Below are 25,035 nucleotides of genomic sequence, written 5' to 3'. Positions count from 1 at the left end.
CGACAAGGGCCGCCCATAAAGTCATTGAGTATAGCCCTGCACAGGCAGGAGAGCGAAAAAGCCCGCCATGACGTTACTTCTGAATCGAAATATCGGTTGAGAAATAGCGCTTCTGAATCTTATCAAAGGTGCCATTTTTCTTAATTTCATCAAAGGCTGTATCCAGCGCGGTCTTCAGCTCGGCATCCCCTTTACGCAGACCAATCGCCGTGCCCGGTCCAATAATCGGATCCTGAACAATCGGGCCTGCCAGCGCAAAATCTTTGCCCTGCGGCTGTTTCAGAAAACCATTGGCGGCCTGCGCCGCGTCGGTAAAGACCGCGTCAAGGCGTCCGGCCACTAAATCGCTTTCCACCTGAGCCTGATCGCCGTAAGGCACCACAGTCACGCCATGCGGCTGCCATTTTGCGCGGGCATAACGTTCCTGCACCGTGCCCTGTTCAACACCCACCGTTTTCCCTTTCAGCGACTCTGGCGTCGGTAACAGGCCAGACCCTTTGCGTGCGATAAGCTGAGCGTGGGTATCGTAAAGCGGCTGGGTAAAGTCTATTTGCTTCAAACGCTCTTCTGTAATGCCCATGTCAGACAGGATGGCATCGAATTTACGGGCTTTAAGTGCCGGGATCATGCCGTCGAACTGACTTTCCACCCACACGCACTTCGCCTGCATTTGTGCACACAGGGCGTTGCCTAAGTCGATATCGAACCCTACCAGTTTGCCCTGCGGGGTTTTTGATTCGAAAGGCGGATAGGTGGGATCGACGGCGAAGCGGACCTGTTCGATTTTTGCCTGTGCGCCGAATGCGCAACCAGCAAGCACGGCCAGTGCCAGCGCAGCGCGCAGGCGAATTTTGAGGGTTTTCGTTGCCATAGTTCAGATCTTCTGTTGTCGTAATGTTGTATTACGCAGAGTACCTTTCGACCGGGATGATGGCAATTAGAGGATGATTTTCACAGTGTTAGCCCCACAAAGTGCACGGTAATCCTTGATGTTCAGGATCACTGAGTGGTCCAGCACGCCCGCATTAAACGCAATCTCATCGTAACGTTCAAACAGCAGCGGATCGACTATCGGCAGCAAATCAGGATGAAAACTGAACGGGGGAATCGCACCAAATACACAGCCCGTCAGCGCATCGACCTCCGCAGGCGAGGCAAGGGATGCCCGACGTCCTCCCACCGCTAAGGCCACTTTACTGAGATCGGCCTGCTGGTCGGCGGGCAGTACCGCCAGAACATGCTGTTTGATCCCATTGCCTTTCACATGGCACACCAACGCCTTTGCACCCTGACCGATTTCCGTGCCACGAATCGTTGCCACCGCTTCACATTTGCCGGTCGCTTCGTGCTGCATCAGGCGATAACGTGCGCGATTTTGGTCGAGTAGGGCAATTAATTTTTCATGAGTAGTCACGGTTCTCTTCCTGAGCAGTGAGTTGCAGCATCAGTGTCTGCAGCATATGTGGTTGACGCGGTAGCACGCCAGTTTTCAGACCCAGCGGTCTTAAGGCCCGGTTGAGCGTACTCAGGGTCGTATTTTCTCTGTCCTGCTCGATATCTGATAGTGTCCGGCGGCTAATCCCTGCCAGCGCTGCATAGCGTTCCTGTGAAAATCCCAGCACGTTTTTGCGAAGCTGCATCAGGAGTTCACCCTGTGACAATTTTTCTTCAAGAAACTGCTGAAGAAGGTTTAGCAGCATTGCCTCACGTTCAAACGGTGACAGCGTTTTCTTCATAGTTGCCAGCCTTCAATACGCTGATCCAGATAATCAAAGCCAAGAGCCGGCATAGTCAGAATTGATGCTGGTATACCTCGCTGAAGCAGACGCTCTTTGAGTCCGATAAGCTGTCGGGCCAGTACGGCCAGCTCAGCCAGTAATCTGTCCGATGGCACCAGGTCATCCAATGCGGCAGCAATCTGTTGCCATTGATATTGTCCCCCCTCCTCAAAAGGCGCCCCCCATTGCGTCGTGCGTACCACGCCTTCAGGATCCGCTTTCATCGGCGCAAAATCATAGATGGGTGCAAGCCACATGCCGGTATCCTTTTTCAGAATCGCGCTGTTACGACCATGATTATCAGAATTGCCAAACGCAATATTCAGCATGTCACGTTTTACCCACTCAATGACGAACGCCTCTTGCGCGCGTCTGTCAGGATTAAGGTGTGTAATCAGCGTGCTAATTACCTCAAAATGATTGAGATAGCTGCCTGGCGGTTTTCGCATTATTGAATAGACAGATTCCAGACCATACATCACTTTTTCGCCCGCGATGTAAGACACATCAAAGCGGGGTAACCATAAGGAAGGATAACGGCTACCTTCACACAACTTCATTTTTTCACAGGGAATGGTGTCGAAACCCATCGACGCTAATTCATGATAGTAGTGGTATTCGGCGCGAAGTATGTCGCAATCGATCGCGCTGCGCGCACCGCGCGGATACTTCACCAGATAATGCACATCCTGATTGTGTACATCATCCTGCCAAGTATCTATCCATACCTCATCCTGTGGCGTATAGCGCAATAAGAGTTTTGGCGCTTCACCGCCAGCCCCGGTCGCTCCACCGCTGGCTGCACCCATTTGCTGAGCGTACGCCAGAAAATCACTGTCACGTTCGATGGCCCATTCAGACGGAAAACGTCGGTCACGTAGCTGACTTTGCGCGGGTAACGCGGGTATCGACTCTTTGATGCGCTGGTTTCCCACTGGTGCAATTGTGCCAGATTTCAGCAACCAGAAATCCTGCTCAGCGGCAGACTTTCCCTGTAACCCAAGCTGCTGAATCCAGTAACGTCTACTGGCACCTGCAGGCATAATGTCATCCAGAAAGGTAAACCACGGACGAGCCGCATAGCTGCCAATAAGCATGACCGGGTAATTCAGACTGCAGCTGGCATAATCATTCCGATCAAGATATTCAACAGCGTAGTCAAAGTTATAGGCGAGTAAAGCGGGACTTTCACGTCCCTGGTGGGGATGTTGGATATTGAGCTGGGCAGCATCATGCCAGCGGCCCTTAATAAACAGCTGGAGTGTGAGCATGACAACTCCTGTTGAGCAACATTATGCTCAATAATAGCGTTTAATTAATTTTTTGAGAAGGATACTGCTCAGAATCCGCATAAAAGTGGAATTCTGAGCAGTATATTGCACCGTTATTTATGACGGGCGCGCAGATTACTGATGATCGTGCTGAGATCTAAATCCTGGTCCTGTAGCAGAACCAGCAGATGATAGATCAGATCCGAGGCTTCGTTAGTCAGCTCTTCGCGATCGTTCACCGTCGCCGCCAGTGCGGTTTCAACGCCTTCTTCACCGACTTTCTGCGCGATGCGCTTGGTGCCGCTGGCATAGAGTTTCGCGGTGTAAGAGCTGTCCGGATCGGCACTTTTGCGCGAGGCCAGCAGTTGTTCCAGCTGATAAAGGAACGTCCAGTCCGGTGCAGCAGGCGAGAAGCAGCTGGAGGTGCCTAAGTGGCAGGTTGGGCCAATCGGGTTCGCCAGCACCAGCAACGTGTCGTTGTCGCAGTCCGGCGTGATGCTGACGACCTGCAAAAAGTGGCCTGAGGTTTCCCCCTTGGTCCACAAGCGGTTTTTGGTGCGTGAGAAAAACGTCACGTTACCGTCCTGCAGGGTTTTATTCAGCGCATCCTGATTCATATAACCGTGCATCAGAACTTCACCCGACACGTTGTGCTGGACGATAACCGGCATCATGCCTTGGGTCTTTTCCCAGTCTAACCGGGACAGCTGTTGTTCAGTTAACACGCGCGAATCTCCACACCGTTGTCGATCAGAAAGCGTTTCAGCTCGCCGATATTAATAATCTGTTTGTGAAACACCGAGGCCGCAAGGGCTCCGTCAACGTTGGCCTGCTCAAAGGCCTCAAGGAAGTGGGCCATGGTACCGGCTCCGCCAGAAGCAATCAGCGGCACCTTGCACACGTCACGGACTTTCTTGAGCTGCACCAGGTCATAGCCGTTGCGTACGCCGTCCTGATTCATCATATTCAGGACAATTTCGCCTGCGCCCAGCTTTTGCACTTCCTGTACCCAGTCCAGCGTTTCCCATTGGGTGACGCGCGTCCGGGATTCATCGCCCGTATACTGGTTAACGTGATATTTACCGCTGGCATCATCGAACCAGGTATCAATGCCCACCACAATGCACTGCACGCCAAAGCGGTCAGCCAGGCGGGTAATCAACGAAGGATCGGCCAGAGCAGGGGAGTTAATGGAGATTTTATCCGCGCCAAACTCCAGAATCTGGGCCGCATCTTCCGGGGTTTTAATGCCGCCGGCCACACAGAAAGGAATGTCGATAACCTCCGCCACGCGTGAAACCCAGCTTTTGTCTACGACGCGGTCGTCCGAAGAGGCGGTGATATCATAAAACACCAGTTCATCGGCACCTTCTTCCGCATATCGCTGCGCCAGCGGCACGATGTCGCCAATAATTTCATGGTTGCGAAACTGAACGCCCTTAACCACCTGACCATCGCGTACATCAAGACAGGGAATTATCCGTTTTGCCAGCATGCTATTGCCTCCGAAACTGTAAATTTGCCTTCCAGCAGCGCACGTCCGACAATCACGCCCTGAACGCCGCTACCGCGTAAGGCGGCAATATCACTGAGTTCACCAATACCGCCCGAAGACTGAAACGCGATCTGCGGAAAACGTGCGGTCACTTCTTTATACAGGTCGACGTTAGAACCGCTGAGCGTACCGTCACGGGAAATATCTGTGCACAGAACATGCTTCAGGCCAACGGGCTGAAACTGTTCGATGACCTCTTCCAGCGTGATACCGGACGCTTCCTGCCAGCCGCTGATGGCGACCTCTTTGCGGTTCGCCGCATCAATGCGGACGTCCAGCGCCAGCACGATGGCGTCCGGACCAAATTCGTTAAACCAGGCTTTGACTTCCTCAGGCTGTTTGACGGCAGTCGAACCGACCACCACCCGGCTGGCACCGGCATCCAGCAACGCTTTTACGTCATCCCGGTTACGGATACCGCCGCCAACCTGCACGACCGCCTCAACGCCGTTGAGCAGCTTCTTCAGTAAGGCAATCTGGCGTTTAGCCGGATCTTTGGCACCGGTCAGATCAACAAGGTGCAATACCGTTGCCCCCTGGCCGGCGTAGTCCTGCAACCGGGGCAGCGGATCGCTGCCGTAATCACGCTGTTGCGCATAATCACCCTGATGGAGGCGCACGACCTTGCCATCGATTAAATCTAAAGCGGGGATAATCATCACATCTCCAGGAAGTTTTTCAGCAACTGTGCGCCCACTTTGCCAGAGCGTTCCGGGTGGAACTGCACGCCAAAGAAGTTATCTTTCTGCACTGCGGCGGTAAAGGCCTGGCCATAGTGGCACTGGGCAATCGTGCTGGCATTCACCGGCATGGCATAGCTGTGGACGAAATAGAAATAGCTGCCTTCGTCGATGCCGCGAAACAGATGATTGCCCGCCTGAGCGGTAATCTGGTTCCAGCCCATGTGGGGAAGCGGTAATCCCTGTGTATCCATCAGCGAGACAGGATGGTCGATAATGCCCAGCGTCGGCACGCCACCGTTCTCTTCACTGTGGCTGCCCAGCAGTTGCATACCCAGACAAATACCCAATACCGGTTGCGTACAGGCCTTGACCAGCTCAATCAGCTCGCGCTCCTGCAGCTGGTTCATCGCGGCCTGCGCGGTGCCCACGCCCGGCAAAAACAGCTTATCGGCGCGCAGCACCACGTCAGGATGACGGCTGACTTCCGGCGCGTAGCCCAGACGCTCAACAGCCCATTTTACCGACGACAGGTTGGCACAGCCCGTATCCAGGATCACCACGTTCATCAGAGCACTCCTTTCGAGCTCGGCAGGGTATTTCCCTCAACGCGAATGGCCTGGCGCAGCGTGCGGCCAAAGGCTTTGAACAAGCTCTCTACGCGGTGATGGTCGTTTTTACCTTTCGTCTTGAGATGCAGGGTACTCATCATGGCGTAGGACAGCGAACTGAAGAAATGTTCCACCATCTCCGTGCTGAGGTCGCCCACGCGCTGGTAGCTGAATTCGGCTTTGAATTCGATATGTGGACGACCAGAGATATCCAGCGCGCAGCGCGCCAGGCACTCGTCCATTGGCAGCACAAAACCAAAACGGCCAATGCCGCGCTTGTCGCCCAGGGCTTTCAGCAATGCCTCGCCCAGCGCCAGACCGGTATCTTCAACCGTGTGGTGGTCGTCGATATACAGATCGCCTTTCACTTCGATATTCATGCGAAAGCCGCCGTGCACCGCAATCTGATCCAGCATGTGGTCAAAGAAGCCCACACCGGTGTTAATCTTGCTGCCGCCTTCGCGATCCAGCCACAGTTCAACGCGAACCTGGGTTTCTTTGGTGTTGCGCTGCACCAGTGCGTAACGATCGCGTTGCGTCAGCTGCTGCTGAATGGCCTTCCAGTCCTGACCTTCTGCACCATAGCGAATACCCTGAATGCCCATATTCTCGGCCAGCTGAATATCGGTCTGACGGTCGCCAATCACATAGCTCTGAGCCGTGTCGAGAGCGCCCTCTGCCAGCCAGGCTTCCACCATTTTGGTTTTTGGCTTGCGGCAGTCGCAGTCATCTTCTGGCTTATGGGGACAGATCAAAATATCGCTAAAGCGAATGCCCTGGGAAGCCAGAATCTGCATCATCAGATTATGCGGGCCATCAAAATCGGCCTGAGGAAAACTGTCCGTGCCCAGGCCGTCCTGATTGGTGATCATGACCAGCTGATAGCCCGCGTCCTGTAATGCCAGTAAGGCGGGGACAACATCAGGTTCGAACGCCAGCTTATCCATCCGATCTACCTGAAAATCCTGCGGAGGTTCAGAGATAATCGTGCCGTCGCGGTCAATAAAAAGGGTCTTCTGACTCATGCTTACTCCAGAGATAAGGCTTGCAGCGCGGCGATCAGGCGCTCGCACTCTGTTCGGGTTCCTACAGAGATACGCAGACAGCCTGCAAGGCCGGGGTTCTTGTTTTGGTCACGCAAAATAATGCCCTGATCCCACAAGGTTTTAAATACCCTGGGCGAGTCAGTAAAGCGCACCAAAATATAGTTGGTTTCGCTGGGAAATACCTGCTCGACCGCGCGAATCCGCGGTAACTGTTCAAACAGCCAGCTGCGATTGGCATTCAGCTCGGCTACGTGCTGACGCATCAGGGCAATGCCTTCTTCGCTCAGTGCCTGGCCTGCCACGTCGGCGACCGGGGTGGCAAGCGGATAGGGCGCAATAACTTTCATCAGCAGATCGATAACCGTCTTATTGGCCAGCGTAAAGCCACAGCGCAGGCCCGCTAGCGCGAAGGCTTTTGATAACGTACGCAGGATCACCAGGTGCGGGTAATCCTTTAACCAGCCCGCCAGCGTCGCCTCGGGACAGAATTCAATATAGGCTTCATCCGCCACCACCAGGGCTTTTCCGGCGGTCATAGCCAGCAGCTGACGGATAGCGTCCTGGTCGATCAGATTACCGGTGGGATTATTCGGGCTGCACATATAAACGACTTTCACGCCGTCCAGCTGTTCGGCGATGGCGGGCAGGTTTAACTGCCAGTCTTCCCGCGCCGGAACGGTACGGTATTCAATGCCGATGGTTTCGGCACTGACGCTGTACATGCCGTAGGTCGGCGGGCAGAAAAGAATGGCATCTTTGCCCGGCTCGCAGAAGGCACGCATCAGCAGCTCAATGCCTTCATCTGCGCCACGGCTGACCAGTACCTGCTCTGGCGTAAGCCCGGCATAGGCCGCATAGCGGGTGATAACCTGTTTCGGCTGGCACTCCGGGTAGCGATTCAGGGTTTGCTGCGACAGCTCGAAGGGCACCGGCAGCGGGAATTCGTTGGCATTCAGCCAGACATCGCCATTGCCCCCCAGGCGGCGAGCTGACTGATAGGGCGTCAGCGCACGCACGTTGGCGCGTGCCAGCTGTTCAATTTCCTGACTCATGCTTGCTCCTTGAGTGCGGCAACGCGCAACGTGACGGCATTTTTGTGGGCGTGCAGCTGTTCAGCGGCCGCCAGGGTTTCGATGGTCGCCGCCAGGTTCAGGAAGCCCTGCGGCGTCAGCTCCTGTACCGTCATGCGTTTCTGAAAGTCGGCCAGGCCCAGGCTGGAGCATGTCGCGGTGTAGCCATAGGTCGGCAGCACGTGGTTGGTGCCCGAAGCATAATCTCCTGCGGATTCCGGTGACCAGTCGCCCAGGAAAACCGAACCGGCGCTGGTAATCTGTTCCACCAGATCCCGTGGCGTGCGGGTTTGCAGAATCAGGTGCTCCGGACCATAGCGGTTGGAGATCGCAATGCATTGCTGCATATCCCGGGCGACGATCAGGCGGCTGCTTTCCAGTGCCTGGCGGGCTGTCGCCGCACGTGGCAACTGGGCCAGCTGATCCTCCACCGCCTCGGCGACGCGCTCGGCCAGCGCCAGCGAAGGCGTCAGTAAAATCACCTGCGAGTCAGGGCCGTGTTCCGCCTGCGACAGCAGATCAGAGGCAACGAAGGCCGGTGTGGCACCTTCATCGGCAATCACCAGCACTTCCGACGGGCCAGCGGGCATATCAATCGCCGCGCCATCAAGGCACTGGCTGACCTGACGTTTGGCTTCGGTAACCCACGCGTTGCCCGGACCAAAAATTTTATCTACCTTAGGGATGCTTTCGGTGCCAAAGGCCAGGGCGGCAATCGCCTGTGATCCACCCACCTGGAACACTTCTTCCACACCGCAAAGTTTGGCCGCGTAGAGAATTTCATCAGCAATCGGCGGGGGCGAGCACAGTACCACGCGACCACAGCCCGCAATCCGCGCCGGGGTAGCCAGCATTAGAACGGTAGAAAACAGCGGGGCAGAACCGCCCGGAATATACAAGCCCACCGATTTCATCGGGCGCGTAATTTGCTGACAGCGCACGCCGGGCTGCGTTTCCACATCCACCGGCGGCAGGATCTGCGCACGGTGAAAGGTTTCAATATTGCCAATGGCCACGGCCATCGCCTGTTTCAGCTCGTCACCAAGGCGATCGCTGGCCGCCTGCATCTGCTGTGGCGTAACGCGCAGGTCGTCTGTTTCAATCTTGTCAAAGCGCGCGCTGAATTCTCGTAAAGCCGCATCGCCTTCCTCTTTCACTCTGACCAACACATCGCGCACGATCTGGCTGATGCTCTCAGACGAGGCGAGCGCAGGGCGTGCCAACAGCGCCTGCTGCGCCTCGCTGCTGCAGGCTTCCCAGTTCACGGGCGTCATGATTCTGCTCATCGTTTACTCCAGCATTTTTTCGATTGGCAACACCAGAATTGAACTGGCACCCAGCGCTTTGAGTTTTTCCATGGTTTCCCAGAACAGCGTTTCACTGCTTACCATGTGCATCGCCACGCGGCTGACATCGCCCGCCAGCGGCAGAACGGTAGGGCGCTCGGCGCCAGGCAACAGGCTGATCACGTCTTCCAGACGCTCACTCGGCGCGTGCAGCATGATGTATTTGGATTCGCGCGCTTTAATCACGCCCTGAATACGGGTCATCATTTTATCAATCAGCTCCTGCTTGGCCGCTGGCATCTCGCCGTCGCGCTGAATCAGCACGGCTTTCGAGCGATAGATGACTTCGACTTCGCGCAGGCCGTTCGCTTCCAGCGTCGCGCCGGTGGACACCAGATCACAGATGGCGTCGGCCAGACCGGCACGCGGGGCCACTTCGACCGAGCCGTTTAATAAACAGGATTTAAAATTGATGCCTTGCTTGTCGAGGTACTGCTTTAACAGGTGAGGATAGGAGGTGGCGATACGGGCGTTATTCAGGCACTGTGGGCCGGTATATTCGTCATCAACCGGCATTGCCAGCGACAGGCGGCAGCCGCCAAAATCCAGGCGACGTAGCGTGAAGTAACGCGGGTCTTCGCCCTGCGCGCGGCGGTCCAGCATCTCTTCTTCCAGCACGTTCTCGCCGATAATGCCCAGATCCACTACGCCGTCCATCACCAGTCCCGGAATATCGTCATCGCGCACCCGCAGGATATCAATAGGCATATTTTCCGCAAAGGCGATCAGACGCTGTTGCTGAAGATTAATTTTGATACCACAGCGCGCCAGGAGCTCGCGTGAATCATCGCTTAATCGACCTGATTTCTGCATAGCTATGCGTAAACGGCTATTGTCTAACATTGTTCCTGTCCCCTTGATTGACCTGTCCTGAATGATTGATTTGCGTCAGCCCATAAAAAAACCCCCGGAAGACGATCTTCCGGGGGTTCTCTTGCGTTCGCACCACTGGAAGATCCTAGACGTCTTCCAGCACACATCGCCTGAAAGACTAGTCAGGGTGATGGTGGTGATGATGGTTGAACTGAACGCGTGTCATAAAATTCTCGATTAATGAAATCTTATTCATTTGTGTGGAATTAACCTAACGAAGATAGTTGAAATTGGCAACTCTTTTTTAATGTTGATATTCGCAAAGCGCCGAAACACTTTGAACTGGTTTGCAACTCAGGGGGAGCTTAAGATGGAAGAATCTTTGAGTCTGCAGCAGGAGACAACATGAAAAAGGTCGCAATAGTAGGACTGGGTTGGCTGGGCATGCCGTTAGCCATGGCGTTGAGCGCCCGAGGCTGGCAGGTGACCGGCAGCAAAACCACGCCGGATGGCGTTGAAGCGGCCCGTCGCTGCGGGTTAGACGCGTTTCAACTGGAACTGACGCCCGACCTTATCTGCGATGCTGAAGATCTGGATGTGCTGTTCGACGTTGACGCCCTGGTCGTTACCTTACCCGCCAGTCGCACGGCAGAGGGCGGGGACGCCTACGTCCAGGGGGTACAAAACGTGGTAGACACGGCGTTGGCCCATAGCGTACCGCGCATTATTTTCACCAGCTCAACCTCCGTGTACGGCGGCAGTTCGGGGATCAAAACGGAAAAAAGCCTGCTGCAGCCGGAAACTACAGCGGGCAAAACGCTGGTGGATCTGGAAAACTGGCTGCACGATCTGCCCGGTACCAGCGTGGATGTTCTGCGTCTGGCGGGGCTGGTGGGGCCTAAGCGTCATCCGGGACGTTTTTTGGCCGGTAAGCAGGCGCTACCCAACGGTTCCCACGGGGTCAATCTGGTTCACCTTGATGATGTGGTGGAAGCGATCATGCTGCTGCTGCAAACGCCCAGGGGCGGCCGGACCTTTAACCTGTGCTCTCTGAAACATCCGTCCCGCGCGCACTTTTATCCCGGCGTGTCACGCCAGCTCGGCATGACGCCGCCGACTTTCGCCGCCGAGGCGAGTGACGACAGCGGTAAGCTGATAGACGGTTCGCGTATCTGTCATGAGCTGGGTTTTGAGTACCGCTACGACGATCCCCAAAAAATGCCGCTGGAATAACGCTGGCGCTGCCCTGCACGCGCAACCCGGTATTTACACGCCGAGCCTGTCGCGCAGCGCATACCATGCGGCGCCCATCGCCGTCAGTGGCACTTTAAACCGCCGTCCGCCAGGGAAGGGCAGATGCGGAAGCTTCGCAAAGGCGTCGAAGCGCTCCGCATCGCCGCGCAGCACTTCGCTGATAAGCTTGCCGGAAAGGTGAGTACAGGTGACGCCGTGACCGCTGTCGCCCTGCATAAAATAAACGTTGTTTTCCAGCCGACCAAACTGCGGCATGCGCGACAGCGTCAGCAAAAAATTGCCGCTCCAGGCGAAATCAATTTTTACGTTGTGCAACTGCGGAAAGGTGCGCAGCATCTTGGGACGGATCATTTTCTCCACGTCGCCAGGTTCCCGCGCGCCGTAAACGACGCCGCCGCCGTATAGCAGGCGGTTATCTGCGGTCAGGCGGAAATAATCCAGCAGATAGTTACAGTCCTCGACCGAATAGTTATTGGGTAACAGCGCAAGCGCCCGATCGCGCGACAGCGGTTCGGTCGCGATAATCTGCGAGCCGCACGGCATGCTTTTCCGGCTCAGGCGTGGTTCCAGCTCCGAAGGTAAATAGGCGTTACCCGCGAAGATCAGAAAAGTGGCACGCACTTCACCTTGTGCTGTTTTCACCCGGTTTGGCGCACCATAGTCAACGCTTAACGCAGCAGAATGCTCATAAATGCGTCCGCCGTGACGACGAATCGCTTCGGCTTCGCCCAGCGCCAGATTCAGTGGATGCAGATGCGCACCACGTTTGTCGAGTAATCCGCCGACATAGCGTTCTGTCGCGACTTCCCGCCGAATGCCCCGTTCGTCCAGCAGTTCCAGCTCATGATTGCCATAGCGCGCCCAGGCAGCTTTTTGTTTCGCCAGATGCGCCATCTGACGAGAATTAAAGGCGGCAAAAATGCCACCCGGGCGGTAGTCGCAGGCGATCGCATAACGATCGATACGATCGCGGATAATATCCCCGCCTTCAAACATCATGCTGCCCAGCATTTTCGCGGTGTCTTTGCCATAACGCTGTTCAATCACATCTACATCCCGGCTGTAGGAGTTCACTGCCTGTCCGCCGTTGCGACCGCTGGCACCAAAACCGACCCGTGCGGCTTCAAGCAGTACCACATCATAGCCCGCCTCGGTTAAAAACAAACCGGCTGACAGGCCAGTAAAGCCCGCGCCGATAATGCAGACGTCACACTGAATGCTTTCCTGTAATACTGGCCAGGGCGCATGTGGATTCATTGTTGCGGTGTAGTAATTTTCCACATAATTCATATTTAGCTCCTTGGCAGACGGCCCCCATCAAAAATTGGCGGGCGTATGGGCACTGACGATGCGGCAGGGCACATCGGCAAAGTTGGTAAAGCTGTGCGGCAGGCCCGTATCAATGACGTAACTCTCACCGGCAGACAGGTGAAATTGCTGGCCGTTTATCTCCAGAACGATCTGACCTTCCAGCAGCGTACCGGTTTCTTCGCCCGCGTGGTGCAGTTTTTCCCCGGTACTGGCACCGGGAAGATAGGTCTCCAGCAGCATGCCCAGGGCGCGCTTTGGGGTGCCGTTATCAATCAGCTTCAGTGAAACGCCCCGGCTGCCGATCTCCAGCAGATCCTCGGGCCGGACAACCACGTTGGGCGCATCCTGGCTGTGAGGTTCGGAGAAAAATTCCGACAGTGACAGACCATAAACTTTCAACAGTTTTTGTAGCGTGCTGACCGCCGGGCTGACCTTGTCCTGCTCAATGGTGCTGATGGCACTGTGCGTCAGGCCAGCCAGTTCAGCGACGCGCCGTTGAGATAATCCCATCGCCTGGCGAATTTGCGACAGCCGACGTCCGGGAGCCTGATTCGCATCATTCATTGCTGCTTTTCCCGTTGATAATGACGCGCGGCCTGAATAAAGCCGTTAAACAGCGCAAAGGACGGCGTTGCGGGTTTCAACTGCCACTCGGGATGCCACTGTACTGCCAACGCAAAAGGATGCCGGCTGAGGCTGACCGCCTCAATCAGGCCATCTGGCGCCCGGGCTTCAATGCGCAGCTGTGGCCCGGTTTCGCGTATCCCCTGATGATGAACGGAATTCACGATTAACGGCGCCGGGCCGAGCAGCGCGGCCAGTAGCCCTCCGGGTTCAATATTCACATCATGGGCAGGTGCGTACTGTTGCGACAGCGGGGCAGCGTCATCGTCGTGATGGCGCTGAAACTGTGGATGCTGATTAAGATGACGGTAAAGTGCGCCGCCGTTGGCTACCACCAGCTCCTGCATGCCGCGGCAGATGCCAAAGAGCGGGAGTTGCTTACCCACGGCGTGTGTGATCAGATTAAAGGCCAGCCTGTCCCGTCCGACATCCGCGTCGGGTTCTTCGCCTGCTTCACCATACAGCCAGGGTTCAAGGTTGCTGGGGCTGCCGGTCAGTAAAATTCCGTCCAGCGCAGCCATAGCGTTTTCTGATAGATGAGGGGCAGCCATAAGCTGATGAGGCAGCGCAAGCGGCACGCCACCGGCGGTAACGACGGCATCAAGATATTTATTGTGCACCGACTGAACCGGATGCCCGTGATGATGCGTCTGACACATCACTACGCCGATCAACGGCTTGTCAAAAATAATGCCCATCTTTCCCCCTCAACAGCTGTTCGAAATATTTGACGAAAAGGGCATATCTGATGGTTAAGTGTGCAATATTTTGTCAATCTAGCAACCCACTGCCGGATCTTCAAACAGATTTGTTACATTTGCACACTTTTTGTGTTAGCGCTATGTTAGAGGTGTGGCGGTTTTTTTGAGCATTACGCACTCCCATTTTGTGGTTAAAGGCGGATGAAATCATGACTAACCTGGTAGAAGTAGAAGACTTCACGTTGCACAGTGAAGAGAGACGAACCAGCGCGTTCCAGCAAGAGGTTAAAAACTGGCTGGAGCGCCACCCTGAAACCCAGTACGTTGATATTTTACTTAATGATTTAAATGGTGTTTTTCGCGGTAAGCGTATTCCCGTCTCCGCGCTGGCTAAGCTGGAAAAGGGCTGCTACTTTCCCGCCTCGGTCTTTGCCATGGATATTCTTGGCAACACCGTTGAAGAGGCCGGACTGGGACAATCCCTCGGTGAGCCCGATAATCTTTGCCTTCCTGTTCCCGGCACGCTCGTTCCCTCCGCCGCCGATCCGCAACACATTGCACAACTGCTGCTAACCATGTGCAACCAAGATGGCACTCCCTTTGACGTTGAACCCCGAAATGTCCTGAACCGGCTGTGGCAACAGCTGCGTAACCGTGGACTGTTTCCGGTGGTAGCGGTAGAGCTGGAGTTCTATCTGGTCGATAAAAAGCGCGACGCGGAAGGTTTTATTCAGCCGCCCTGCGCACCGGGCAGCGACGATCGCAATATGCAGAGCCAGGTCTATTCCCTGGACAATCTTGATCACTTCTCTGAAGTCTTACGGGATATCGATACCCTGGCCCGCCTGCAGGGCATTCCTGCCGACGGCGCGCTGGCGGAAGCGTCACCGGGGCAGTTTGAAATTAACCTGCATCACACCCGGGATGTCCTGAGCGCCTGCGATCATGCCATTCAGCTTAAGCGCCTTATCCGGCAGGTGGCTGAGAATCACGGTATGACCGCTACCTTTATGGCGAAGCCCTATGAAGACTATGCGGGCAGTGGGATGCACGTACACATCAGTATGCTGGACGCGGCCGATCACAACGCCTTTGCCTGCGACGACGGCAGCGACTCTCCGCTGCTGAAGCGAACCCTGGCCGGTATGATCGATTTAATGCCGGCCTCCATGGCGTTGCTAGCCCCTAACGTCAATGCCTTCCGCCGTTTTGTCCCGGAGGCGTACGTGCCGTTGCAGGCCTCGTGGGGCCATAACAACCGCACGGTGGCGTTGCGCATTCCCTGTGGGGATCTTGAAAGCCGCCGAATCGAGTATCGAGTGGCGGGAGCGGATGCTAACCCCTATCTGGTGATGTCCGCGATTTTAGCTGGCATGTTGCACGGTCTGGATACGCAACTGCCTTTGCCGCAGCCGGTTAAAGGCAATGGTCACGAGGCGGAAGGGTTAGCGTTACCCATCCGTCAAAGTGATGCCCTTACCGAGTTTGAAAGCAGCTATCCTTTACAAAAATTACTGGGTGAGAAATTTGCCAAAGTGTGGTTTAGCTGTAAAAATTATGAGCTAATGCAGTTTGAAAGGTTAATCACTGCCACAGAAATCGACTGGATGTTAAAGAATGCCTGATTAATTTTTTGCATTCTCTGCGACAACGTCTTGAAATAATGCGTTGGGTTGGGGCAAAATACGCCTCCTGCAAATTCAGAACATAACCGACGCTCACCGCGTCGGTTATTTTTTTGCATGTTACAACAGAGTGAATTTTCACTGACACAAACGAGGCCGGGCGCGTACCCGGATAGATAAACACTGAAAACACGCACCCGCGTGAGATTGAGGATGTAAAGATGGGGTTGTTTAACACACTGCCAGCGCAGGCTGGTACACGTTTTCGTGATGACTACGGCGCCGCTGCCGCAAACCTTACTCCCTGTCGCTTAATGCGCAGTATCCTTGTGAATCAACCCAGTCAGGTTGCTGCGCAAGGAGGACTGAAGCATGTCGCTTAATACCTCTGCTGCACCACAACGTGCCCAACTGAAAAAAACGCTGACTTTACTTCCGGTCGTCATGATGGGCTTAGCCTACATGCAGCCTATGACCCTGTTCGATACCTTTGGTATTGTGTCGGGCCTGACCGATGGTCACGTTGCCACCGCCTATGCTTTCGCCCTGATTGCGATTCTGTTCACTGCCGTGAGTTACGGTAAGCTGGTACGCCGCTTCCCATCTGCGGGCTCCGCTTATACCTACGCTCAAAAGGCAATCAGTCCGCACGTCGGTTTTATGGTGGGCTGGTCATCGCTGCTGGACTACCTGTTCATGCCGATGATCAACATCCTGCTGGCAAAAAACTATTTTGAAACCCTGGTACCAGGTATCCCCTCGTGGATTTTCGTGGTGCTGCTGGTGGGCTTTATGACGCTCTCCAACCTTAAGGGAATCAAAACCGTCGCCAACTTCAACAGCGTGATCGTGATCCTGCAGGTTGTGGTGATGGTCGGTATTACTGCCATGGTGATCTACGGTGTGGCGCACGGTGAAGGTGCAGGAACAGTGGTAAGCAGCAAACCGTTCTGGTCGGAAAACGCCCACGTGGTGCCGATGATTACGGGAGCGACCATCCTGTGTTTCTCTTTCCTGGGTTTTGACGGCATCAGTTCGCTGTCGGAAGAAACGAAAGATGCAGAACGTACCATTCCGCGTGCGATTTTCCTGACCGCGCTGATTGGTGGCCTGATGTTTATCGTGGCCTCCTACTTCCTGCAGCTGTACTTCCCAGACATCTCGCGCTTTAAAGAGCCGGACTCCTCACAGCCGGAGATCATGCTCTACGTCGCGGGCAAAGCGTTGCAGGTCGGTATCCTGATCTTCTCCGTGGTCACCGTACTGGCTTCCGGCATGGCGGCGCACGCGGGCGTATCGCGTCTGATGTACGTAATGGGCCGTGATGGCGTATTCCCGGAGCGTTTCTTCGGCTATATCCATCCGAAATGGCGCACGCCGTCACTGAACGTGATTCTGGTCGGTGCCGTCGCGCTGATGGCCATCAACTTCGATCTGGTTACCGCGACTGCGCTGATTAACTTTGGTGCGCTGGTGGCGTTTACCTTCGTTAACCTGTCGGTGATTGCGCAGTACTGGGTACGTGAAAAACGTAACAAAACCCTGAAAGATCACTTCCAGTATCTGGTTCTGCCGATGCTGGGCGCGCTGACCGTTGGTGCGCTGTGGGTTAACCTGGAGCAGAGCTCGATGGTTCTGGGCTTGATCTGGGCCGCCATTGGTATTCTCTACCTGGCCTTTGTGACCCGCAGTTTCCGCAATCCGGTTCCCCAGTTTAGCGAAGAAGTGTAATCCCCCTGGTCCTGCTCTGTGCCCAATAACGGGACAGAGCAGGGCTGTTCTTATTCGTTTTTTCCGGCCATCATCAGTTCCCAACTTCCTGCCTGTAACGCATTTCGTCCTGCGGTATTCAATTGATCATCCGTCACGATCACATCAAACTTCTCCAATGGTAAGGCCAGCCACGTCGCGATTTTATCGTACTTAGAGCTGTCGCTGAGCAGGATGCGTTTGCTGCTGACCTCGCACACGGCCTGTTTAACCGCCACCTTGTCTTCATCCGGTGTAAACAATCCGCGCAGCCCCCAGCTTGAGGTGGACACAAAAGCGATATCTATCGCAAGTTGACGCAGGTGGCGTGCCGCCGCATCGCCAATGCAGGAGCGGTTATCCCGGCACACCGTACCGCCGGTGTGAATCACCCGACAACGACTCGCCTCCATCAGCAGATTGGTCACCATAAAATCATTAGTGACGACCAGCAGATCCTCCCGATCGGCAATTTCCCGCGCCAGCGCCAGCGTGGTGGTGCCGGCATCCAGATAGATGCAGCTGTCAGGCGGAATAAGCTGAGCGGCTAACTTGCCAATGGCTTTTTTTTCTTCATTGAACAGGGCCGTTTTGGTCAGATGTGAGGGCTCGCTCGCCAGCCTGTTAGCGGAACGAACACCGCCCGACACCGAGAGTACCGCGCCCTGTTCTTCCAGCTTTTGCACATCCCGGCGAATGGTCATATGTGACACGCCAAAACGCTCCGTAAGCTCGTTAATGCTCATTACGCCGCGCTCTGCCACCAGAGCCAGAATCTGTTGATGACGCTCAACCGGAATCATAACCACCTCGTTTTATCATTTTTTCACATTGTAGAGCATCGTCATGTGAAGAAACATGGAAATTTTGACTCTATTTTTCCTGAAAAACCGCGCATTCACTGCCCGGGTGGGGGAATAGCAAGCGGTGAGTGATGTGAAAAAATGTTTTACAGTGGCCTCTTTGAGTTAATTTATGTGAATAAGGACACGTTTTTGCGCGTCGTTTATTGGCACTATTAACAACAGAAATCAAAAATTCACTTAAATTAACAATGGAGGCCAGCGATGCCAGTTTCACATATTTGTGTCATAGGCTTAGGCTCAATGGGAATGGGCGCCGCGCAGTCCTGCATTCGTGCCGGGCTGTCAACCTGGGGCGTGGATCTGAATCCGCAGGCGCTGGATGCGCTGCGTCAGGCGGGCGCGCGCGATGCTCAGACGTCGGCGCATGCCTTTGCCAGCCAGCTTGATGCTGTGCTGCTGCTCGTGGTGAATGCCAAACAGGTTAACACGATCCTGTTTGGCGAGCAGGGGCTGGCCGCCAGGCTGAAGCCAGGCACGGCGGTAATGGTTTCTTCCACCTTGTCCGCGCAGGATGCACAGCAGATCGCCGCAAAACTGGCGGACTATCACCTCCTGATGCTGGATGCACCGGTATCCGGCGGGGCGGCCAAAGCCGCCAGCGGCGAGATGACCGTGATGGCGTCCGGCAGCGACGAGGCGTTTGCTGCCCTGCAACCGGTACTGGATGCGGTGGCCGCGAAGGTTTATCGCGTCGGCACGGAAATCGGTCAGGGATCGACGGTCAAGATTATTCATCAGCTGCTGGCTGGCGTGCACATTGCCGTCGGGGCCGAAGCCATGGCGCTGGCCGCCCGCGCCGGGATCCCGCTGGAGACGATGTATGAGGTGGTGACCAATGCGGCCGGCAACTCGTGGATGTTCGAAAACCGTATGCGCCATGTCGTCGATGGCGACTACCGACCGACATCCGCGGTAGATATCTTTGTCAAAGATCTCAACCTGGTCGCCGAGACGGCGAAAGCCCTGCATTTCCCGCTGCCGCTGGCCTCCACCGCACTGAATATGTTCACCGAGGCCAGCAATGCCGGTTATGGCCGTGAGGATGACAGTGCGGTCATTAAAATCTTCAGCGGCATTACGCTGCCTCAACGCGAGGGGGAAATCTGATGCGGTTAGGGGTCATTGCCGACGATTTTACCGGCGCAACCGACATTGCCAGCTTTCTGGTACAGAACGGGCTTTCTACCCTTCAGTTTAACGGCATCCCGAAACAGGCCGCTGTGCCGGATGCACAGGCCATTGTGGTCAGCCTGAAATCGCGATCCTGCCCGCCCGCGCAGGCCGTCAGCCAGTCGCTTGACGCGCTGCGCTGGCTGCAGGCGCAAGGTTGTGAGCGCTTTTATTTTAAATACTGCTCCACGTTCGACAGCACCTCCGCGGGCAATATCGGTCCGGTGACGGATGCGCTCATGGCCGCACTGGATGAGACGCTGACGGTGATCTGCCCGGCGTTGCCGGTGAACGGGCGCACCGTTTATCAGGGTTATCTGTTTGTGGGTGAACAGCTGCTGTCGGATTCCGGCATGCGCCATCATCCGGTCACGCCAATGACCGACAGTAACCTGCTACGGCTGATGGAGAGCCAGAGCACGGGAAAAGCCGGGCTCATCTCTGCGACCACGATAGAGCAGGGTGCAGGCGCGATATCACGGCAACTTGAGCAGCTGCGTGCTCAGGGGGTGAATTACGCGGTGCTTGATACGCTTACTGAGCAACATCTGCTGAACCAGGGCGAAGCACTCACCTCGATGCGGCTGGTCACGGGCGGCTCCGGGCTGGCGATTGGCCTGGCGCGCCAGTGGTCAACGACCCACCGCGATGACCCGCAAGCACAGCGCGCGGGTTACCCACAGGGCCAACGGGCGGTAGTGCTCTCGGGCTCCTGCTCACAAATGACCAACCGCCAGGTCAATGCCTATCGCCAGCAGGCATCCGCCCAGGAGATCAGCGTGTCGCGCTGCCTCAGCGACGAAAAGTACGCCGAGGCGTTATGCGACTGGGTCGCAGAGCATGCTGATGAGCCCCTCGCACCCATGCTCTATGCCACCGCGGATGCGCAACAGCTGCAGTCGATTCAACAGCACTATGGCGCACAGCGCAGCAGTGAGGCGGTGGAGCAGCTGTTTGCCCAGATAGCTCGCACGCTGAAGTCCCGGGGCTGGCAGCGCTTTATCGTCGCAGGCGGCGAAACCTCTGGCGTGGTCGCCCAAAGCCTGGGCGTGACTGCATTCCATATTGGTCCGGTGATTTCGCCCGGCGTGCCCTGGGTGAGAGATATCGGGCAGCCGTTGTCACTCGCGCTGAAGTCAGGCAATTTTGGTGATGAACAGTTTTTCCGCCGCGCACAAACGGAGTTTTCCCATGACTGAACAACAGGCCCGTGAAGAGATGGTCAGGCTGGGCGCATCTTTCTTCCAGCGCGGTTATGCCACCGGATCGGCCGGTAATCTGTCGCTGCTGCTGGACGATGGCACTCTGCTGGCGACGCCCACCGGCTCCTGCCTGGGCGAACTGGATGCCCAGCGCCTGTCTAAAGTGACGCTACAGGGGGAGTGGATAGCCGGGGATAAACCCTCAAAAGAGATCGCCTTTCACCGGGCGCTCTACCTGAATAACCCCGACTGCCGGGCGGTGGTTCACCTGCACAGTCACTACCTGACCGCGCTCTCATGCCTGCAAAATCTGGACAGCCAGAACTGCATCCGCCCGTTTACGCCCTACGTGGTAATGCGGGTGGGCGATGTGCCGGTGGTGCCCTACTATAAACCCGGCGACGCGCGACTGGCGGAAGATCTGGCTCTTCTGGCGCCGCGCTACCGTGCTTTCCTGCTGGCGAACCATGGTCCGGTGGTGGTGGGCAAATCCCTGCAGGAAGCCGCGGACAATACCGAAGAGTTGGAAGAAACCGCACGCCTGATGTTTACCCTGGGCGACCGGGCCATTCGCTATCTTACCGCCGACGAAGTCGCCGAACTCAGGAGCCGATAATGCCAACGTTTGCAGCTAACCTGTCCACCCAGTTCAATGAGGTGCCTTTCCTGCAGCGCTTTGCCGCCGCTGCACAGGCGGGCTTTGACGCGGTTGAATTTCTGTTTCCTTACGACTATCCGGCTGAGCAACTGAAAACGCTGCTCGATGACAACGGGCTTAAACTGGTGCTGTTCAATACCGCACCGGGCAACGTGGCTGCAGGGGAATGGGGGGTTTCAGCCATTCCCGGCCGGGAAGCGGACGCAAGAGCCGATATCGACAGGGCACTGGACTACGCGCTGGCGCTGGATTGCCCACAGGTGCACATCATGGCGGCAACCGTCCCTTCCGGTGCCGATCGCCAGCAGTATGTTGAGACGTTCATCGGTAATATGCGTTATGCAGCAGAACGCTTCGCCCCACACAACATCCGGTTGTTAATCGAAGCGTTAAATCCCACCACTAAACCCCATTATCTCTATGCCAGCCAGTATCAGACGCTGGAGATGGTTGAGCTCATCGATCGTCCCAACGTCTTTACCCAACTGGATCTGTTCCATGCCCAGATGGTGGACGGCAATCTCAGCCACCTCATTCGCCACTACGCCGGGCGTTATCAGCATGTGCAAATCGCCGCCGCGCCCAGTCGTCATGAACCTGACGAGGGCGAGATCAACTATCCCTGGCTGTTCAGCCTGCTTGATGAGGTGGGTTACGAGGGCTGGATCGGCTGCGAATATTTCCCGCGCGGGGACACCGTGGAAGGGCTGAGCTGGCTGGCGCCCTGGGCGAAACACCGCTGAGTTAAGGTTAAAAAATCACACCGGTGCTGCGGCAGCGGTGCAGTTCTGGTCGTCTTTAAAACGGACCAGCACCAGGTAGAGCTGTAGCCAAAAAACGCTAAAAAAGATAACTATTCCAGAGGTTTACTATGACGACTGCGTTGCTGTTAGCCATTGCGACCGCCAGCATTGTGATTTTGCTGTTGCTGGTCATTAAAGCCAAAGTCCATCCCTTTGTCGCCCTGTTGATTGTCAGCCTGCTGGTGGCGATCGCCACCGGTATTCCGGCTGAAAAAATCATGGAAACCATCATCAGCGGTATGGGTGGACTGCTGGGGCACATCACCATCATTATCGTGCTGGGAGCCATGCTCGGGGCGATTATCGAAGCTTCGGGCGGCGCCGAGTCGCTGGCCCAGCGCTTCAGCAAAACGCTGGGCCTGAAACGCACTGTTGCTGCACTGACCATGGCCGCCTTTATTCTGGGCATCCCGGTGTTTTTTGAAGTGGGTTTTATCATTGTTATCCCGCTGATCTACGGCTTTACCAAAGTGGCGCGGGTTTCTCCCCTGAAGTTTGGCCTGCCAATGGCCGGTGTGATGTTAACGGTACACGTGGCGCTGCCTACCCATCCGGGTGCCGCGGCCGCTGCGGCCATTTTGCACACCGATATGGGCTGGCTGATGATGTTGGGGATTCTGGTCTCGGTGCCGGTCGGCATTTTAGGTTATTACGTCGCAAAGGTGATGAACCGTCGCCAGTATCATCTGTCGGTCGAGGTGCTGGAGCAGCTGCAGATGGCGAAGCCGGAAGGCGCGCAGAAGAAAAATGAACCTGCACCGCCGGGTGCGCTGACCATCAGCGGTTTGATCGTGGTGCCAATTGTGCTGATTGTATTAGGTACGCTGTCTCACTCGCTGCTGGCGCAGGACAGCCTGCCAGGTAAAATCATGACGGTGATTGGCACACCGCCCATAGCGCTGCTGATTGCGTTGGGCCTGGCCGCCTGGCTACTGGGCATCCGCCGTGGCTGGAGCAAAGATAAGCTGGAAGATCTGACCGGCCGGGCCATCCCCGGATCGGCGAGCGTGATTCTGGTGGCGGGCGCGGGTGGGGCCTTTGGGAAGGTGCTGGTGGAGTCCGGCGTCGGTAAAGCGCTGGCGCTAGCGCTGGAAACGCTGCACCTGCCATTAATCCCCGCGGCCTTTATTCTGTCGCTGGCGCTGCGCGCCTCGCAGGGGTCGGCTACCGTCGCGATTCTTACCACCAGCGGACTACTGACGCAGGCCGTGACCGGCATTGATGATATGCACCGTGTTCTGGTCACGCTGGCAGTGTGCTTCGGCGGGCTAGGACTGTCTCATGTCAACGATGCGGGCTTCTGGGTGGTGACGCGCTATCTGGGCCTGTCGGTAGCGGATGGATTAAAAACCTGGACGGTACTGACAACCCTGATGGGGATGACCGGTTTTGTTCTGACGTGGGCGCTGTGGTTTGTGATTTGATATGTTGGCCGGGAAAGGCGATTCGCGTTTCCCGGCCAGTCTGAGCGTCAGGACACCAGTTCCTGCGCATACAGATACAGCGCTTTTAACTGGGCCAGCTTTTCCTGATCGCTTTCATGCAGGCTGGCCAGCGATTCCAGCTCCATCAAAAACGACTGCACCTTATCCGGATTCAGTACTTCGCGACGGTGCTGCAGCCAGCGCTGTTGTTCAGCATCATCCAGGGTGCCGGGGAAGTTCCGCGCCCGATAACGAAACAGCAGCTTCGCCACGCGCGGACTGTCAAACGTCAGATCCAGCGCGGGCAGGTTAGCCGGCGCCGTCTGGCGAATAATGTTCATGCCCGCCCGATCGGCATCGCTAAAGAAGCCATCGTAGAGCTGGGTATCCACATCATCCGACGGCGTAAAGGGTTCCGCATCGGCAAATATCGCCACCAGCTTTTCACGTATTTCAGGATGCTGACGCAGCGTCGCCAGATTATCCAGACAAGACTTGCGATCGATGCCCAACCGCCCGGCATCTTCAGGCCGCAGGGTATTCGCCGGAGCCAGCACGGGGCACTTATTGATGTGCACCAGCTTAACGGGAATGGCTGATTGATCGCCCAACTCGCTTTTGCGCGTGTAGAGACGTTCGCGCAGGCTGTCGGCATCCAGTGTCAAAAGCGGCGTCATATCCCCGGCCAGGTCGACCACGATTAGCGCATTGCGGTTATCCGGATGCCAGGCAAGCGGCACCACCCAACTGGTATTGCCGCGTGCTGCGCCAAACATGCCGGAAACGTGCACCAGCGGCTTCATCTGTGGAATATCGATCAGGGTCATGAGTTTGTTTTTGTTGCGATGCGTAAACAAAAACTCGAACAGCTTAGGCTGTTTCTCTTTCACCAGTTTCGCCATGGCGAGTGTGGCATAGACATCCGACATCGCATCGTGGGCGTTTTCATGGGCTACGCCGTTGGCTTTGGTCAGGTGCTCCAGCCGGAAGCTGGGAAAACCGTCTTCATTTTCGGGCCAGTTGATGCCTTCGGGCCGCAGCGCATAGCAGGCACGCATCACGTCCAGCAAATCCCAGCGAGAGTTACCGTTTTGCCAGCTCCAGCCATAGGGATCGTAGAAGTTGCGGTAGAAAATATTGCGTGTCACTTCATCGTCGAAGCGCACGTTGTTGTAGCCCACCACGCAGGTTTGTTCGGCGGTGAACAGGGCATGAATGCGGGCGGCAAACTCGGCCTCGCTGACGCCCCGCGAGGCGGCAATTTGCGGCGTAATACCGGTAATCATTACCGCTTCAGGCTGGGGCAGATAGTCGTCCGGCGGACGGCAGTAAAACACCTCTGGCTCGCCAACCGGATTAAAGTTGCTGTCGGTACGTAACCCGGCAAACTGCGCCGGACGATCCCGTGACGGACTGGTGCCGAAGGTTTCGTAATCATGGAATAAGAAAGTGAATTCAGAGGCGGGCACGTCGCTGTC

Annotated in this window: 26 protein-coding genes and 1 other annotated feature; of the genes, 8 read left to right on the top strand and 18 right to left on the bottom strand. The window is 56.0% G+C overall.

Annotation, left to right across the window (positions count from 1 at the left end):
- Positions 1-73 precede the first annotated feature (73 nt).
- From NYE92_RS06490 to hisL, 13 genes are all read right to left on the bottom strand, one after another.
- Positions 74-871 carry an ABC transporter substrate-binding protein gene (locus tag NYE92_RS06490; protein ID WP_014605468.1) on the bottom strand — a complete coding sequence of 266 codons (798 nt, stop codon included), beginning with the start codon at positions 869-871 and terminating at the stop codon, positions 74-76.
- A 66-nt stretch (positions 872-937) separates the two neighbouring features.
- A complete protein-coding gene (locus tag NYE92_RS06485) occupies positions 938-1,414 on the bottom strand; it encodes a YbaK/prolyl-tRNA synthetase associated domain-containing protein (RefSeq protein WP_014605469.1) in 477 nt (158 codons plus the stop codon).
- The gene (locus tag NYE92_RS06480; RefSeq protein ID WP_014594063.1) at positions 1,401-1,736 is read right to left on the bottom strand and encodes a helix-turn-helix domain-containing protein; all 336 of its coding nucleotides are present in this window, start codon (positions 1,734-1,736) and stop codon (positions 1,401-1,403) included. The genes NYE92_RS06485 and NYE92_RS06480 overlap by 14 nt, the downstream gene beginning before the upstream one ends.
- Positions 1,733-3,049 (bottom strand): type II toxin-antitoxin system HipA family toxin, encoded by a 1,317-nt coding sequence (locus tag NYE92_RS06475; protein WP_014605470.1) that lies wholly within the window; start codon positions 3,047-3,049, stop codon positions 1,733-1,735. The genes NYE92_RS06480 and NYE92_RS06475 overlap by 4 nt, the downstream gene beginning before the upstream one ends.
- Positions 3,050-3,162: 113 nt before the next feature.
- Entirely contained in the window at positions 3,163-3,774 is a 612-nt protein-coding gene (hisIE, locus tag NYE92_RS06470) for a bifunctional phosphoribosyl-AMP cyclohydrolase/phosphoribosyl-ATP diphosphatase HisIE (protein WP_013026354.1), read from the bottom strand.
- Positions 3,768-4,544: an imidazole glycerol phosphate synthase subunit HisF gene (hisF, locus tag NYE92_RS06465; RefSeq protein ID WP_259018761.1), complete on the bottom strand. Its 777-nt coding sequence runs from the start codon at positions 4,542-4,544 to the stop codon at positions 3,768-3,770. The genes hisIE and hisF overlap by 7 nt, the downstream gene beginning before the upstream one ends.
- Positions 4,526-5,263 (bottom strand): 1-(5-phosphoribosyl)-5-[(5-phosphoribosylamino)methylideneamino]imidazole-4-carboxamide isomerase, encoded by a 738-nt coding sequence (gene hisA, locus NYE92_RS06460; RefSeq protein ID WP_014594060.1) that lies wholly within the window; start codon positions 5,261-5,263, stop codon positions 4,526-4,528. Before hisA ends, hisF begins: the two co-directional genes overlap by 19 nt.
- Positions 5,263-5,853 (bottom strand): imidazole glycerol phosphate synthase subunit HisH, encoded by a 591-nt coding sequence (gene hisH, locus NYE92_RS06455; RefSeq protein WP_014594059.1) that lies wholly within the window; start codon positions 5,851-5,853, stop codon positions 5,263-5,265. Before hisH ends, hisA begins: the two co-directional genes overlap by 1 nt.
- Positions 5,853-6,920, bottom strand: a complete 1,068-nt coding sequence (hisB, locus tag NYE92_RS06450; RefSeq protein WP_014594058.1) for a bifunctional histidinol-phosphatase/imidazoleglycerol-phosphate dehydratase HisB — start codon at positions 6,918-6,920, stop codon at positions 5,853-5,855. The genes hisH and hisB overlap by 1 nt, the downstream gene beginning before the upstream one ends.
- 2 nt (positions 6,921-6,922) lie before the next feature.
- Positions 6,923-7,993 carry a histidinol-phosphate transaminase gene (gene hisC / locus NYE92_RS06445; protein WP_013026348.1) on the bottom strand — a complete coding sequence of 357 codons (1,071 nt, stop codon included), beginning with the start codon at positions 7,991-7,993 and terminating at the stop codon, positions 6,923-6,925.
- Positions 7,990-9,297 (bottom strand): histidinol dehydrogenase, encoded by a 1,308-nt coding sequence (hisD, locus tag NYE92_RS06440; RefSeq protein WP_110015412.1) that lies wholly within the window; start codon positions 9,295-9,297, stop codon positions 7,990-7,992. The genes hisC and hisD overlap by 4 nt, the downstream gene beginning before the upstream one ends.
- Before the next feature lie 3 nt (positions 9,298-9,300).
- Positions 9,301-10,200: an ATP phosphoribosyltransferase gene (gene hisG, locus NYE92_RS06435; RefSeq protein WP_013026346.1), complete on the bottom strand. Its 900-nt coding sequence runs from the start codon at positions 10,198-10,200 to the stop codon at positions 9,301-9,303.
- Between the two features lie 52 nt (positions 10,201-10,252).
- Positions 10,253-10,373: a sequence feature (His leader region), on the bottom strand.
- A complete protein-coding gene (gene hisL / locus NYE92_RS06430; protein WP_100396937.1) occupies positions 10,349-10,396 on the bottom strand; it encodes a his operon leader peptide in 48 nt (15 codons plus the stop codon). It overlaps the preceding feature by 25 nt.
- Positions 10,397-10,575: 179 nt before the next feature.
- Here hisL and NYE92_RS06425 point away from each other — a divergent pair, with 179 nt between their 5' ends.
- Positions 10,576-11,403, top strand: coding sequence for an SDR family oxidoreductase (locus tag NYE92_RS06425; protein ID WP_110015411.1), 828 nt, complete (start codon positions 10,576-10,578; stop codon positions 11,401-11,403).
- A 33-nt stretch (positions 11,404-11,436) separates the two neighbouring features.
- On the opposite strand, the gene NYE92_RS06420 is transcribed toward NYE92_RS06425, so the two are convergent.
- From NYE92_RS06420 to puuD, 3 genes are read right to left on the bottom strand one after another with little or no spacing between them, the layout of a single operon-like run.
- Positions 11,437-12,714, bottom strand: coding sequence for an FAD-binding oxidoreductase (locus tag NYE92_RS06420; RefSeq protein ID WP_013026344.1), 1,278 nt, complete (start codon positions 12,712-12,714; stop codon positions 11,437-11,439).
- Between the two features lie 27 nt (positions 12,715-12,741).
- Positions 12,742-13,299 (bottom strand): HTH-type transcriptional regulator PuuR, encoded by a 558-nt coding sequence (gene puuR, locus NYE92_RS06415; protein ID WP_110015410.1) that lies wholly within the window; start codon positions 13,297-13,299, stop codon positions 12,742-12,744.
- On the bottom strand, positions 13,296-14,057 hold the full coding sequence (gene puuD / locus NYE92_RS06410) for a gamma-glutamyl-gamma-aminobutyrate hydrolase (protein WP_013026342.1): 762 nt from the start codon (positions 14,055-14,057) through the stop codon (positions 13,296-13,298). Before puuD ends, puuR begins: the two co-directional genes overlap by 4 nt.
- Before the next feature lie 212 nt (positions 14,058-14,269).
- Between puuD and NYE92_RS06405 the strand changes: the two genes are divergently transcribed.
- Both NYE92_RS06405 and NYE92_RS06400 read left to right on the top strand, forming a co-directional pair.
- Positions 14,270-15,685, top strand: coding sequence for a glutamine synthetase family protein (locus NYE92_RS06405; RefSeq protein ID WP_015699960.1), 1,416 nt, complete (start codon positions 14,270-14,272; stop codon positions 15,683-15,685).
- Positions 15,686-16,057: 372 nt separating this feature from the next.
- Positions 16,058-17,416 carry an APC family permease gene (locus tag NYE92_RS06400; RefSeq protein ID WP_013026340.1) on the top strand — a complete coding sequence of 453 codons (1,359 nt, stop codon included), beginning with the start codon at positions 16,058-16,060 and terminating at the stop codon, positions 17,414-17,416.
- A 50-nt stretch (positions 17,417-17,466) separates the two neighbouring features.
- Here the strand turns inward: NYE92_RS06400 and ygbI are convergent, their stop codons facing one another.
- On the bottom strand, positions 17,467-18,237 hold the full coding sequence (gene ygbI / locus NYE92_RS06395) for a DNA-binding transcriptional repressor YgbI (RefSeq protein WP_022623379.1): 771 nt from the start codon (positions 18,235-18,237) through the stop codon (positions 17,467-17,469).
- 264 nt (positions 18,238-18,501) lie between these two features.
- Between ygbI and ltnD the strand changes: the two genes are divergently transcribed.
- From ltnD to NYE92_RS06370, 5 genes are all read left to right on the top strand, one after another.
- Positions 18,502-19,407: an L-threonate dehydrogenase gene (gene ltnD, locus NYE92_RS06390; RefSeq protein WP_013026338.1), complete on the top strand. Its 906-nt coding sequence runs from the start codon at positions 18,502-18,504 to the stop codon at positions 19,405-19,407.
- Complete coding sequence (gene otnK, locus NYE92_RS06385) at positions 19,407-20,669, top strand: 3-oxo-tetronate kinase (RefSeq protein WP_013026337.1); 1,263 nt, start codon at positions 19,407-19,409, stop codon at positions 20,667-20,669. The genes ltnD and otnK overlap by 1 nt, the downstream gene beginning before the upstream one ends.
- Entirely contained in the window at positions 20,662-21,288 is a 627-nt protein-coding gene (locus NYE92_RS06380; protein ID WP_014605475.1) for an aldolase, read from the top strand. Before otnK ends, NYE92_RS06380 begins: the two co-directional genes overlap by 8 nt.
- Positions 21,288-22,073, top strand: coding sequence for an HPr family phosphocarrier protein (locus NYE92_RS06375; RefSeq protein ID WP_110015408.1), 786 nt, complete (start codon positions 21,288-21,290; stop codon positions 22,071-22,073). The genes NYE92_RS06380 and NYE92_RS06375 overlap by 1 nt, the downstream gene beginning before the upstream one ends.
- Before the next feature lie 128 nt (positions 22,074-22,201).
- Complete coding sequence (locus NYE92_RS06370) at positions 22,202-23,557, top strand: GntP family transporter (RefSeq protein ID WP_014594048.1); 1,356 nt, start codon at positions 22,202-22,204, stop codon at positions 23,555-23,557.
- Between the two features lie 47 nt (positions 23,558-23,604).
- Here NYE92_RS06370 and sbcB read toward each other — a convergent pair whose 3' ends face one another.
- Positions 23,605-25,026, bottom strand: coding sequence for an exodeoxyribonuclease I (gene sbcB / locus NYE92_RS06365; RefSeq protein ID WP_013026333.1), 1,422 nt, complete (start codon positions 25,024-25,026; stop codon positions 23,605-23,607).
- Positions 25,027-25,035 lie beyond the last annotated feature (9 nt).

The sequence above is a fragment of the Pantoea sp. B566 genome (genome assembly GCF_024793925.1).
In the GTDB taxonomy this organism is placed as follows: domain Bacteria; phylum Pseudomonadota; class Gammaproteobacteria; order Enterobacterales; family Enterobacteriaceae; genus Pantoea; species Pantoea ananatis.
Note: the sequence above shows the minus strand (reverse complement) of the source record. Positions and strands in the feature narration are given on the sequence as shown.